The organism is Spongiactinospora rosea, assembly GCF_003315795.1.
Taxonomy (GTDB): Bacteria; Actinomycetota; Actinomycetes; order Streptosporangiales; family Streptosporangiaceae; genus Spongiactinospora; species Spongiactinospora rosea.
The window spans coordinates 180,834-192,732 of sequence record NZ_QMEY01000016.1; the positions used below are offsets into that span (position 1 = coordinate 180,834).

Here is an 11,899-nt window from a genome sequence, read left to right on the forward strand (position 1 = left end):
CGGGCCTCGCGCTACCCCGCCCCCGGAGCGGCGTCCGCATCCGCCCAGGAGATGACACTGTGACCGACACCCCGGCCGCGACGCGGCCCCCCGCGGTCGAACTCGCGGGCATAACCAAGCGCTTTCCCGGCGTCGTCGCCAACCACGACGTCCAGGTGACCGTGGCGCCCGGCACCGTCCACGCCATCGTGGGCGAGAACGGCGCGGGCAAGTCCACCCTGATGAAGATCCTCTACGGCATGCAGCGCCCCGACCAGGGCAGCATCCGGATCAACGGCGAGGCCGTCGACTTCCGCACCCCGGCCGACGCCATCGCGGCCGGCATCGGCATGGTCCACCAGCACTTCATGCTGGCCGACAACTTCACCGTGCTGGAGAACATCATCCTCGGCGCGGAGCCCTCCAAGGCGGGCAGGCTGGACCGCAAGGCCGCCCGCGCCCGGATCACCGAACTGGCGGGTACCCACGGCCTGCGCGTCGATCCCGACCGCCTGGTGGAAGACCTCGGCGTCGGCGACCGCCAGCGGGTGGAGATCCTCAAGGTCCTCTACCGGGGCGCGCGCATCCTCATCCTGGACGAGCCCACCGCCGTACTGGTGCCGCAGGAGGTCGAGGAACTGTTCGGCAACCTGCGCGAGCTGGTCGCCGAAGGGCTCACCGTGATCTTCATCTCGCACAAACTGGACGAGGTGCTCCTCGTCGCCGACGCGATCACGGTGATCCGCCGCGGCACCACCGTGGCCGGCGTCTCGCCCGGCGAGGTCACGGCCAGGCGGCTCGCCGAGCTGATGATCGGCAGCGAACTCCCCACCCCCGAGACCCGCGAGTCCACGGTCACCGACACCGTGATGCTGAAGGTCTCCGGGCTGACCCTCGATCAACCCGACGGCCGCCGCCTCCTGGACGAGGTCTCCTTCGAGATCCACCGGGGCGAGATCGTCGGCCTGGCCGGAGTGGAGGGCAACGGCCAGTCCGAGCTGATCGAGACCATCATGGGCATCCGGCACGCCGCCGGTGCCATCACGCTCGACGGCACGGACATCGGCGGCTGGCCGACCCGGCGGCGCAGGGAGGCCGGGATCGGCTACATCCCCGAGGACCGCCACCGCCAGGGCCTGCTGCTTGAGGCGTCGCTGTGGGAGAACCGCGTGCTCGGCCACCAGAACGTGCGTCCGGCCCGCAAGGGCATCTGGATCGACCGCAAGGCCGCGCGTGAGGACACGGCGCGGATCGCGGAGAAGTACGACGTGCGCGCGCCCGGCGTGGACACCCTCGCCCTGGCCCTGTCCGGGGGCAACCAGCAGAAGCTCATCGTGGGGCGGGAGATGAGCGGCGAGCCCAAGCTGCTCATCGCCGCCCATCCCACCCGAGGGGTCGATATCGGGGCGCAGGCCGTCATCTGGGACCACCTGCGCGAAGCACGCGCGGCCGGGCTCGCCGTACTGCTGATCTCGGCCGACCTGGAGGAGCTGATCGGCCTGTCCGACACCTTGCACGTCATCCTGCGGGGCCGCCTGGTCGCCCGGCTCGACCCCGGCGACCTCAGCCCCGAACGGCTCGGCTCGCACATGACCGGCGCCGCCGCCGAGCCCGACGAGGCGGGGGCGTCGTGATCGGCGCGGCACTGCGGCGGACCCTGCTCACCGCGGCGGGCGTGGCGGTGGCCGTACTGGTCGCCTTCGCCGTCTCCAGCATCGCGATCACCGCGGCCGGGGCCGACCCCTTCGCCGCCCTCGCGGCCATGTTCGACTTCGGGGCGCGGCCGATCGACCAGGTGGACGGCGTCACGTTCTGGATCAACCGATCGGTGGCGCTGTTCATCGCCGGGCTCGCGGTGGCCGTCGGCTTCCGGATGAACCTCTTCAACATCGGCGTCGAGGGCCAGTACCGGATGGCCGCCCTGGTCTCGGCCTTCGTCGGCGGCCAGGTGCTGCTGCCCGCGCCGATCCACCTCACCCTGATCATCGTGGTCGCGATGGCGGCCGGCGGCCTCTACGCGCTGGTCCCCGCGCTGCTCAAGGTGTATCGCGGGGTCAACGAGGTGATCTCCACGATCATGCTCAACTTCGTCGCCATCGGCCTCGCCGCCTACCTGGTGCGCGGGCCGTTCAGCGGCGAACGCGAGGCGGGTCAGCTCGCCACCGCGACGCCGGAACTGCCGCCCTCCGGCCACTTCCCCGACGCGAACTTCCTGATCACCATGTTCGGCCTGCCCGCCCCGCGCGGCGCCGGGCTCTACGGCTTCATCGGGGTCGCGCTGCTCGCCGGCCTGCTGATCTGGCTGCTGCTCGAACGCACCAGGTTCGGCTTCGAGGTCAAGGCCAGCGGCCTGAACAGCGACGCCGCGGTGGCCTCCGGCGTCGATCCCCGGCGCATGGTGATCTCGGCCATGGTGTTGTCCGGCATGGTCGCCGGGCTCATCGGCCTGCCGGAGATCATGGGGCGCAACCACAACTACGGCACCAGCTTCACCGCCGGGCTCGGGTTCCTGGGCATCGCGGTGGCGCTGCTCGGCCGTAACAAACCGGTCGGCATCGCGCTGGCCGCCCTGCTGTTCGGGTTCTTGGACCGGGCGGGCACGCCGCTCCAGTTCGACGGGATCCCGCCCGCCGTCGTCGAGATCATCCAGGGAACGATCGTGCTCATGGTCGTCATCGTCAACGAGGTCACCCGGCGGATCGTGCTGCGCTGGGAGGAACGCAGAGCCGCCGCCCGGCCCGGCGAGGTGCCCGCGGGGGCCGCGGCATGACCGCCACCGCCTCCGTCGCGAGCGTGGGCGCGCGCCGGGTGCGCCGCTACCACCTGACGCTGCTCGGCATCGCCCTGCTGATCGTGCTGCTCTCCCTGGTCAGAGTCCTGACCGGCGACAACGACCTGACCTCCTCCGGCACCTTCGCCGCCGCGCTCGGCTACGCCGTGCCGATCGGCCTTGCCGGGCTGGGCGGCCTGTGGGCCGAACGCGCCGGGGTCGTCAACATCGGCCTTGAGGGCATGATGGTGCTCGGCACCTGGTGCGCCGGCTACGCCGGATACCTCTACGGCCCGGTCGCCGCCCTGGCCGCGGGCCTGCTGGGCGGCGCGATCGGCGGCCTGATCCACGCCGTGGCCACGGTGACCTTCGGCGTGGACCACATCGTCAGCGGCGTGGCGATCAACGTACTGGGGCCGGGCGTCACCCGCTTCCTGTCCGAGGTCCTCTACCGCGACGACAGCGCGGCGGCCGAACTCGGCGGCGGCACCACGACCTCGCCCACCATGCGCGGGCAGACTCCCGACTTCAGCCTGCCGCTGCTGTCGGACGGCCCCGACTGGCTGAAGAGCCTGGAGGACACGCACTGGTTCGTGCTGTCCGACATCGCGGGCGTGCTCGGCGGCCTCACCCGGGACGTCGGCGTACTGATCATCCTGGCCGTGGCGCTGGTGCCGATCTCCTATGTGGTGCTCTGGCACACGCCGTTCGGGCTGCGGCTGCGCGCCTGCGGCGAGAACCCGCACGCGGCCGACTCGCTCGGGGTGCGGGTGTACCGGACCAAGTACATCGCGGTGATCATCTCCGGGGCGCTGGCCGGGCTGGGCGGGACGTTCCTCGTCTTCGTCACCACCAAGTACGTCGAGGGCCAGACGAACGGGCGCGGCTTCATCGGCCTGGCCGCGATGATCTTCGGCAACTGGCGGCCCGGGATGCTGGCCGGGGGAGCCTCGCTGTTCGGCTACGCCGACGGGCTGCAACTGCGCAGCTCGCAGTCGGTCACCGGGCTGTTCCTGTTCGGCGCGCTGCTGCTGCTCTGCTATGCGGGGCTGCGCATCCGGCGCGACCTCACCGGGGTGGTGCCGTCCGGCGGCCTGCGCTCGTATACGGTCGTGGCGGTGAGCGCGCTCGGCGCGGTGATCTTCTTCTGGCTCTGGCTGACCGTGGAGACGCTGCCCAACGAGTTCGTGTTCATCACGCCGCACGTACTGACACTGCTGGTGCTCTCGGTGGCCGCGCAGCGGCTGCGGATGCCCAAGGCGGACGGCCTGCGCTACCGCAGGGGAGAGGAACGCTGACGTTGGCCGTGGTGGATTGGGAGGCCCTGCGGGAGGCGGCCGTCGAGGTGATGGGACAGGCGTACGCGCCGTACTCCAAGTTCCCCGTGGGCGCGGCCGCCCTGGTCACGGACGGCCGGATCGTGACCGGCTGCAACGTCGAGAACGCCTCCTACGGCCTCACCCTGTGCGCCGAGTGCGGGCTGGTGTCCGCCCTGCACGCCACCGGCGGCGGCCGGCTGGTCGCGTTCACCTGCGTGGACGGCCACGGCGAGCCGCTGATGCCGTGCGGGCGCTGCCGCCAGTTGCTCTACGAGCACGGCGGCGGCGACCTGCTCGTGGACACCGACGCCGGGCCGAAGCCGATGGCCGAACTGCTGCCGTCCGCCTTCGGCCCCGACGACCTGAACCGGGGGGCCTGACATGCCTGGCATGCCTGACATGGACGCCATCGAGGTCATCACCACCAAACGGGACGGCGGGGCGCTCTCCACCGCGCAGATCGACTGGGTCATCGACGCCTACACGCGGGGCGCGGTCGCCGAGGAACAGATGTCGGCGCTGGCCATGGCCATCCTGCTGAACGGCATGGGCCGCCGGGAGATCGCCGACTGGACCCGCGCGATGATCGAGTCCGGCGAGCGGATGGACTGGTCCGCGCTCGACCGGCCCACCACCGACAAGCACTCCACCGGCGGGGTCGGCGACAAGATCACCCTGCCGCTCGCGCCGCTGGTCGCGGCCTGCGGGGCGTACGTCCCGCAGCTCTCCGGCCGCGGGCTCGGCCACACCGGCGGCACGCTGGACAAACTGGAGTCGATCCCGGGGTGGCGGGCGTCGCTGTCGGGTCCGGAGATGCTGGCCGTACTGCGCCGGGCCGGGGCCGTGGTCTGCGCGGCGGGCAGCGGCCTGGCCCCCGCCGACCACCGCCTCTACGCGCTGCGCGACGTGACCGGCACCGTGGAGTCGATCCCGCTGATCGCGTCCTCCATCATGTCCAAGAAGATCGCCGAGGGCACCGGGGCGCTGGTCCTGGACGTGAAGGTGGGCTCGGGGGCGTTCATGAAGACCCGCGAGCGCGCCACCGAACTCGCCCGCACCATGGTCGAACTCGGCGCGGACGCGGGCGTCCGCACGGTCGCCCTGCTCACCGCCATGGACCGGCCGCTGGGGCTCACGGTGGGCAACGCCCTTGAGGTCGCCGAGGCCGTGGAGGTCCTGTCGGGCGGCGGGCCATCGGACGTGGTGGAACTGACCGTGCGCCTGGCTCGCGAAATGCTGTCCGCGTCGGGTACGGCCGGGGCCAAGGACCCGGCCGACGCGCTCAAGGACGGCTCCGCCATGGACGCCTGGCGCCGCATGATCACCGCCCAGGGCGGCGACCCCGACGCCCCGCTCCCCACCGCCCCCGAGACCCACACCATCACCGCCCCGGCCACGGGCGTGCTCTCCCGCCTCGACGCGTACGCGGTCGGCCTGGCCGCCTGGCGCCTCGGCGCGGGCCGCGAACGCCGCGAGGACCCGGTGTCACACGGCGCTGGGATCGTCCTGCACGCCAAACCAGGCGACACCGTCCACGCCGGCGGACCACTGATGACCCTCCATGCCGACGACCCCTCCCGCTTCCCCCGCGCCACCGAGGCCCTACACGACGCCTGCCAAATCGGCCCCACCCCCGCCCCGGACCTCCTCCCCTTGATCATCGACCGCGTGGGATGAAAGCGGGGGACGAGCGGGGCCTTTCACTGTGCCTCAAAGTCCGGAGTCTCAGTCGTTGGCGAGGGTGCGGGCGAGGAGGGGGAGCAGGCGGTCCCAGTGGTGCTGTAGGGCGGTCGGGCTGTAGGCGTCGGTGTCGGACATGGTGAAGCCGTGGACCGTGCCGGGGTAGATCTCGGAGGTGTAGTCGACGCCTGCGGCGTCCAAGAGCTGGTTGAGGTCGTGGAGGGCGTCGGGGGTGAGGTCGGATTCGGCGTGGCCGAGGTGGGCCTGGGCGGTGAGTTTGGCGAGGTTGCCGGGGCCGACGGCGCCGACGGGGGCGTGGAAGGCGGCGATGGCCGCCACCTGGGCGGGGTGGGCCACGGCGGTGTGCATCGCCAGGAGGCCGCCGAAGCAGTAGCCGGTCACCGCGATCGGGCCGTTGCCGACCTCGGGCTGGGCGGTGAGGAAGCCGAGGTAGGCGTCGGCGTCGCCCAGGATGTGTTCGGTGGTGTGGGCCTTGATCAAGGGCATCAGGCGGGCGATGATCTCGGGCCGGACGTCCTCTCCGATGTGCTCGGGGACTTCGGTCACCGGTGTCGGACCGTGCCGGTAGAAGTAGTTGGGTACGAGTACGTAGTATCCGTGCCCGGCCAGTTCGAGGGCCATCTCGCGCAGCACGGGACGGATGCCGAAGGCGTCCGCGTACATCAGCACCCCTGGGTGCCGGCCGCCCCCCTCGGGGAAGGCGGCGAAAGCGTCGGCCTGACCGTCGGCGGTGGGGATCTGCAGGGTCTTGATGGGCATGACCTCTCCTGTCGTCGTCGATGTGTCGAGCTTCTGATCAACACGACGGAGGCGGAGCCCGCGCGGCGGCGCAGGATCCTCGGTCGAACAGCGGGCCCGCACCGGCCCGTACGGCGCTCAGGAGAGCACCGGGTCGCCTATCCGTGTGTGGCGCGATGCCGTCCCGGTAGTCATCGCCGCACAGCATAGCCCACGGGATCATGCGCACCGGGCCGTTCACCACTGAGTACGCTGGAACCCCGACATTCACGTAATGGAGGCCGTGGTGCGTATCGGTGAGTTGGCGGCGCGGGCGGGCGTCAGCGTGCGGGCGCTGCGTTACTACGAGGAGCAGGGGTTGCTCACGGCGGATCGGAGCGAGTCCGGGCAGCGGCACTACCCCGAGTCGGCGGTCGAGCGGGTGCTCCTGATCCAGACCTTCTACGCCGCCGGACTGTCCAGCCGGACCATCGCCGAATTCCTGCCCTGCGTCGATGAGAAGATCAGTACGCCGCACACGCGTGCCCGGCTCGCCGCCGAGCGTGATCGCATCGATGAGCAGATCGCCGCGCTGGCCCGTACCCGGGACCGCCTGGACATGCTCATTGAGGCGTCCGCCGACCCGCACAACGGCTGCATATACGTCCCGGACCCGGAGTTGGCGGTTGCGGCCGCACGGTCATGACCCTCGCCGGACGGGGCTCCGGCGAGGGCATGGCACATGTTCAGCGCCGGGCGAAGACGTAGCGTTTGAGGGGCGGCTCCCGCTTGATGATGGGGGCGGCGGCCAGGTTGGCGGAGATGGTGGCGTTGAGGGCCGCCAGGTCGTCCTTGTAGGTGAGGGGGTCCACACCGGGCATGTGGTCCTGGTCGCAGACGGACCTGGCGATCCGGGACGGCCGGGCCGGGCCGGAGTGGGTGAGGGCGTCCATGGTCAGGGCGTACGCGACCGGGTCCGAGGTGCCCACGGCGATGTGCTCGCCGGTGTTGCCGGGGCAGACGCTCTGCAGCGACACGTTCGCGACGCGGCCGTTGCCGCCGCGCAGGTCGCTTGAGCTGCTGGGCAGGATGAACTGGTCGAAGTCCGTGCGGATGTTCGTGTAGGAAATGCCGCGGAAGGTCTCCTTGCCGGAGTTGAGGGCCTTGAGGAGGTTCGCCTGCCTGGACATCTGCCACAGCGCCGCCGGGCAGCCATTGTCCTTGCAGGTGTCGTTGGCCTCGCTGCCGTGGTTGGGCGTGCCGAACGAGACGTAGTCGGCGACCATGGCGCGGGTGTCGGGCCAGAAGCGCAGCGCGAAGCGGGGTTCGAGGCCGCCCTGGCTGTGGCCGATGACGGCGATCCGGCGTCCACTGAGGGCGTGGACGTGGCGGATCGCGTACACCACATACTCGCTGGACACCTGGATGTCGACAAGGCCATGACCGGGGAGCCGCACGGAGCAGTAGGGATGTCCGATGGCGTCCAGGGCCTTGAACCAGTTCCAGGAGAACTCGTCCGGGTCCAGCGCGCTTCCGGGCACGAACAGCGCGACCTCCTTCTTGGCCCGGGCCGCGTTGGGCGTGCAGGTCACGGCGGCGGCCAGGTCGGCGCGGGGGACGGACAACCGGGGGCCCGGCCGGTTGAGCGGGGCGAACTCGCCTGTGGAAGGCGTGAGAGCGACGGCGGACGCGGATGCGGATGCGGCGCCGGTGGTGAGCAGTGCCAGGGCGAGACCTGCGCAAAGCAGCAGAATGTGGGTGACTCGCGAAATCTTCACGGGCGTCAGGTTAAAACCTGACGTCTACGTCAGAGGCAAGACCTGAGCGTCGGAAAAGGCGGCCGTTCGCCGTGGGATGGGCCACAGCGCGGACCCCGGAGCCCCGTCGTCGCACGGCCGGTGAACGCGGCCGAGCGCGCCGACTCTTCGATACGTATCGTGACTTTCGCCGGAACACTTGCCTCTGACGTTGACGTCAGGTCTTAGCGTGTCCGGTATGCAGATCAACGGAGCACACGTACTGGTGACCGGCGCGAATCGCGGCCTGGGCAGGCAGTTCGCCCTTTCCCTTCTCGAACGCGGCGCAGGCAGGGTGTACGCCACCGCCCGCCGTCCCGAGCTCATCGACGTGCCGGGGGCCGTCCCGCTGCGCCTCGACGTCACCGATCCGGCATCGATCGCCGCGGCGGCGGCAGCGGCGCCCGATGTCAAGATCGTCATTAACAACGCCGGCATCTCCACGGGGGCGAACCTGGTCACGGGGGACCTGGACACGATCCACCAGGAGATGAACACCCACTTCTTCGGAGCGCTCAACGTGATCCGCGCCTTCGCGCCCCAACTGGCCGACGGCGCGATCCTCAACGTACTGTCGGCGGTCTCGTGGCTCGCCGTCGACGGCGCGGGCGCCTACCACGCGGCCAAGGCGGCCGAATGGGCGCTCACCAACAGCGCCCGCCTGGAACTGGCCCACCAGCGCACCCTGGTGACGGGCCTCCACCTGGGCGCGGCGGACACCGACATGATGGCCTGGTACAAGGGCGACAAGACCGCCCCCGAGATGATCGTCGCCGCGGCGCTGGACGGCATCGAGGCGCACCGGCCCGAGGTACTCGCCGACGTCTGGAGCGCAACGGTAAAGGCATGGCTGGCGGAGGACCCGACCGCCATCTACGAGAACGCGGCAGCCGCCCTCAGCGCCTGACCCATTCCAGTCCCGCCGCCGCCCCGGTCCCGCTCGCGGCCTTCCGCCCGGTGTTTCGCGGGTGTCGTGGTCACGCCGTACGGAGTTTTTCGAGGAAGGTCTGCCATTCGGTGGTGGTGAAGGTCAGGGTGCCGCTGTTGGGGTTTTTGCTGTCCCGGATCGCTACACGGCCGTTCAGGAAGGCGACGGCGACACAGTCTCCGTCTGGCCCGCTGTAGGAGCTGATCCGCCAGTGAGCACGGCTTAGATCCGCTTCGTTCGGCACTGCCACGGCTCCTCTCACTTCAACGATTCGGGCTCTGCTGGTGAGGAACTTAGCGGGCCTCAGTGTCTCCCGAACGGAGTTTGCCGAGGAAGGTCTGCCATTCGGTGGTGGTGAAGGTCAGTGTGCCGCTGTTGGGGTTTTTGCTGTCCCGGATCGCTACACGGCCGTTCAGGAAGGCGACGGCGACACAGTTGCCATTTGCTCCGCTGTAGGAGCTGACCTGCCAGTGGGTGCGGCTCAGGTCTACATCGTCCGACATCGCCGCAGCTCCTTTCACTTCAGGTCCGCCAGTACACTCGCGATGAGATCGCGAGTCGCCTCGGGTGTTGCGGCCTGCTCGCATAGGTGCTCGAACTGCCGCCTATAAGAGTACACATCGTTCTTCGACTCAAGGAACAGGTCATTCGTGAAGCCCTCGATATAGACGATCTCGTGGTCTTCGTTGGCGAACTGGAGGATGACAAACGAGCCGTGCATCCCCGGATGGGCACCTGCGAAGTATGGAATCGCCTGGACCGTTACATCTGGGCGCTCGCTGTCGCTGAGTAGGCGCTGCAATTGTGCGCGCATGATGGCCGGGCCGCCCACTTCGCGGCGGAGTACGGACTCGTCGAGGACAATGCCGAGGCTCTGAGGCGGCTTCCAGTGGGCCTGTCGCTCCGCCCGTGCGATGACTCGGCTCTCGACCTCCTCTGGAGTCATGTCCGGTGCGCTACCGACTACAGCAGCGCGGGCGTAGTCCTCGGTCTGGAGAAGCCCTGGGACGAAAAGGGATTCGTAGTTCAGCATCCGCACGGCCTCGCTCTCGAAGCCGATCAGGGTGGCATACTGCGTCGGAAGTTCGTCGGTGTTCTGGAGCCAGCCCTGCTGGTGGGCGGACTTGAGGATGGCGGTCAGCTCTTTTCGGCGTGCTTCGGGGACGCCGTACACGTCCAGCAGGGCCTGAAAGGTGCGCCCTTGCGGCTTCGCCTGCGCCACCTCGATTCGGTAGAGAGTCGCCCGGTTCATCCCGGTTGCGTCTGCAACCTGCTCGCGTGACATCCCGGCCCGCTCGCGGAGCTGGCGTAGCTCTAAGGCGAGTCTTCGCAGGCGAACCGTAGGAACCAACTGCCGTTTGGCCATGCGGTCACCCTAGCGAAGATTCCGGAGAGTGATGAACTAGTAACGGTTGCGTAATCATCGGAGGTAGATGCATCATGTGTTCACGCACCAGGCTACCTGGCAACGGTTGCGCTCCGCAGTTGATCGAGCACTTAGCGCGCTTGTCGGCGCTATCAGCCGCTGCCGATGTCCCGAAACGTGAGGGAGCGGTCGCACATGACGTCGTTGACGACCTACCGGCGAGAGCGTGTGGTCCGGTTGCTGGACCTGGCATGGGAACTAGAAGCGCGCGACATGCCCGTCTCCATCGACCTGCCGCCGCAGGACACGCCCATCCTGCGCGTCGTCGGCGCGCGTGGCTTCATCAGGGTCGAGAGCTGGCACGACGCGTCGGGCCGCTGGTACTTCAGTTGGGGAAGAGTCCAGAGCGCGACCGTCCACGGCACCACGGCCACGGAGACGGCGCGTGCCGCCGAGCGCATCTGTGAGGTGGCCCGGTGACGCTCGGGGCCCTGGGCATCCTGGTCCTTCCCGGGACCACGCGGGCCGTGGCGGTGGCCCGGCAGTGGGTCGGACTCGTTCTGGAGGCGGACGGGTGGAAGAGCACCGATGACGCGGTGCTGGCGGCGAGCGAGCTCACCGCCAACGCCGTACGGCACACGTACTCGGGGACCTCGGGTGGCCGGGTGACCATCGCGCTCCTGGGCATGGCCGGAGATCAGGTCCGGATCGACGTCATAGACGAAGGGGGGCCGCTGGTCCCCCGGATCATGGAGGCGACCTCCGGCGCCCTGTCGGGGCGGGGGCTGCGCCTGGTGGCGGAACTGTCAACGGCCTGGGGCAGCAACGCGCTCGCCGCGGGGCGGTGCGTGTGGGCGCTCCTGCCGATGAACCATGACCAAGTGGACGAATGGCAGTGACACCGGCGGGCGGGACGCGCGGGGGGTACCGGTGTGGCCTGAGCGGGTTCGGTACGGCATGCCTCCTCTCGCCGCCGCGCCGTTCCCGCTTGCGCTCTTGTGCCCGGTGTTTCGCGGGTGTGGGGGTCAGCGCCGTACCTCGCACCGACTGGCTGCGCTTTCCGAGAATGTGTGCCATTGACGTTTTCTCAGCCTAAATAGATCGGACAGTGACGTTTTCTCAGCCTAAATAGATCGGACAGTGGGTGTTTTTGGGACACATGCAAGGACGCACAGGCAGACACGCGGACAAAACACCGCAGCCCAAATAAGACGTGGAGCTTCCGGTAGAAGAGGTCTCACCACAAGATCCACTACCAAGAAAGCCCCACGTGATCCCCTATCCTGCCATGCTCGACGTCCCCCACGCACTCGTCCGCCACGT

Annotated in this window: 14 protein-coding genes; 9 read left to right on the plus strand and 5 right to left on the minus strand. The window is 69.4% G+C overall.

Annotation, left to right across the window (positions count from 1 at the left end):
* The first annotated feature begins 59 nt into the window (after positions 1-59).
* The 5 genes from DP939_RS30140 to DP939_RS30160 are packed head-to-tail and all read left to right on the plus strand — an operon-like array spanning position 60 to position 5,745.
* Entirely contained in the window at positions 60-1,613 is a 1,554-nt protein-coding gene (locus DP939_RS30140) for an ABC transporter ATP-binding protein (protein ID WP_113984204.1), read from the plus strand.
* A complete protein-coding gene (locus tag DP939_RS30145; RefSeq protein WP_225878591.1) occupies positions 1,610-2,749 on the plus strand; it encodes an ABC transporter permease in 1,140 nt (379 codons plus the stop codon). The genes DP939_RS30140 and DP939_RS30145 overlap by 4 nt, the downstream gene beginning before the upstream one ends.
* A complete protein-coding gene (locus DP939_RS30150; protein ID WP_113984205.1) occupies positions 2,746-4,047 on the plus strand; it encodes an ABC transporter permease in 1,302 nt (433 codons plus the stop codon). The genes DP939_RS30145 and DP939_RS30150 overlap by 4 nt, the downstream gene beginning before the upstream one ends.
* A gap of 2 nt (positions 4,048-4,049) precedes the next feature.
* A complete protein-coding gene (locus tag DP939_RS47170) occupies positions 4,050-4,448 on the plus strand; it encodes a cytidine deaminase (RefSeq protein WP_225878592.1) in 399 nt (132 codons plus the stop codon).
* A 19-nt stretch (positions 4,449-4,467) separates the two neighbouring features.
* A complete protein-coding gene (locus tag DP939_RS30160) occupies positions 4,468-5,745 on the plus strand; it encodes a thymidine phosphorylase (protein ID WP_113984206.1) in 1,278 nt (425 codons plus the stop codon).
* 48 nt (positions 5,746-5,793) lie between these two features.
* Here the strand turns inward: DP939_RS30160 and DP939_RS30165 are convergent, their stop codons facing one another.
* Positions 5,794-6,528, minus strand: a complete 735-nt coding sequence (locus DP939_RS30165) for a dienelactone hydrolase family protein (RefSeq protein WP_113984207.1) — start codon at positions 6,526-6,528, stop codon at positions 5,794-5,796.
* A 265-nt stretch (positions 6,529-6,793) separates the two neighbouring features.
* Here DP939_RS30165 and DP939_RS30170 point away from each other — a divergent pair, with 265 nt between their 5' ends.
* Positions 6,794-7,192, plus strand: coding sequence for a MerR family transcriptional regulator (locus DP939_RS30170; protein WP_113984237.1), 399 nt, complete (start codon positions 6,794-6,796; stop codon positions 7,190-7,192).
* Positions 7,193-7,232: 40 nt separating this feature from the next.
* Here DP939_RS30170 and DP939_RS30175 read toward each other — a convergent pair whose 3' ends face one another.
* A complete protein-coding gene (locus DP939_RS30175) occupies positions 7,233-8,264 on the minus strand; it encodes a lipase family alpha/beta hydrolase (RefSeq protein WP_199565507.1) in 1,032 nt (343 codons plus the stop codon).
* A gap of 217 nt (positions 8,265-8,481) precedes the next feature.
* Here DP939_RS30175 and DP939_RS30180 point away from each other — a divergent pair, with 217 nt between their 5' ends.
* Positions 8,482-9,189 (plus strand): SDR family oxidoreductase, encoded by a 708-nt coding sequence (locus DP939_RS30180; protein WP_113984208.1) that lies wholly within the window; start codon positions 8,482-8,484, stop codon positions 9,187-9,189.
* Between the two features lie 70 nt (positions 9,190-9,259).
* On the opposite strand, the gene DP939_RS30185 is transcribed toward DP939_RS30180, so the two are convergent.
* From DP939_RS30185 to DP939_RS30195, 3 genes are read right to left on the minus strand one after another with little or no spacing between them, the layout of a single operon-like run.
* The gene (locus DP939_RS30185) at positions 9,260-9,454 is read right to left on the minus strand and encodes a DUF397 domain-containing protein (RefSeq protein ID WP_113984209.1); all 195 of its coding nucleotides are present in this window, start codon (positions 9,452-9,454) and stop codon (positions 9,260-9,262) included.
* A 49-nt stretch (positions 9,455-9,503) separates the two neighbouring features.
* Positions 9,504-9,713 (minus strand): DUF397 domain-containing protein, encoded by a 210-nt coding sequence (locus DP939_RS30190; protein WP_113984210.1) that lies wholly within the window; start codon positions 9,711-9,713, stop codon positions 9,504-9,506.
* 14 nt (positions 9,714-9,727) lie between these two features.
* Positions 9,728-10,576 carry a helix-turn-helix domain-containing protein gene (locus tag DP939_RS30195; RefSeq protein ID WP_113984211.1) on the minus strand — a complete coding sequence of 283 codons (849 nt, stop codon included), beginning with the start codon at positions 10,574-10,576 and terminating at the stop codon, positions 9,728-9,730.
* A gap of 195 nt (positions 10,577-10,771) precedes the next feature.
* Between DP939_RS30195 and DP939_RS30200 the strand changes: the two genes are divergently transcribed.
* On the plus strand, positions 10,772-11,056 hold the full coding sequence (locus DP939_RS30200; protein ID WP_113984212.1) for a hypothetical protein: 285 nt from the start codon (positions 10,772-10,774) through the stop codon (positions 11,054-11,056).
* Positions 11,053-11,475: an ATP-binding protein gene (locus tag DP939_RS30205; protein WP_199565508.1), complete on the plus strand. Its 423-nt coding sequence runs from the start codon at positions 11,053-11,055 to the stop codon at positions 11,473-11,475. The genes DP939_RS30200 and DP939_RS30205 overlap by 4 nt, the downstream gene beginning before the upstream one ends.
* Positions 11,476-11,899 lie beyond the last annotated feature (424 nt).

Bases quoted from the DNA above. Each gene is read 5' to 3' on its own strand.
- DP939_RS30150 (WP_113984205.1), top strand. From the start codon at position 2,746: ATGACCGCCACCGCCTCCGTCGCGAGCGTGGGCGCGCGCCGGGTGCGC.
- DP939_RS30160 (WP_113984206.1), top strand. From the start codon at position 4,468: ATGGACGCCATCGAGGTCATCACCACCAAACGGGACGGCGGGGCGCTC.
- DP939_RS30165 (WP_113984207.1), bottom strand. From the start codon at position 6,528: ATGCCCATCAAGACCCTGCAGATCCCCACCGCCGACGGTCAGGCCGAC.
- DP939_RS30180 (WP_113984208.1), top strand. From the start codon at position 8,482: ATGCAGATCAACGGAGCACACGTACTGGTGACCGGCGCGAATCGCGGC.
- DP939_RS30190 (WP_113984210.1), bottom strand. From the start codon at position 9,713: ATGTCGGACGATGTAGACCTGAGCCGCACCCACTGGCAGGTCAGCTCC.
- DP939_RS30195 (WP_113984211.1), bottom strand. From the start codon at position 10,576: ATGGCCAAACGGCAGTTGGTTCCTACGGTTCGCCTGCGAAGACTCGCC.
- DP939_RS30200 (WP_113984212.1), top strand. From the start codon at position 10,772: ATGACGTCGTTGACGACCTACCGGCGAGAGCGTGTGGTCCGGTTGCTG.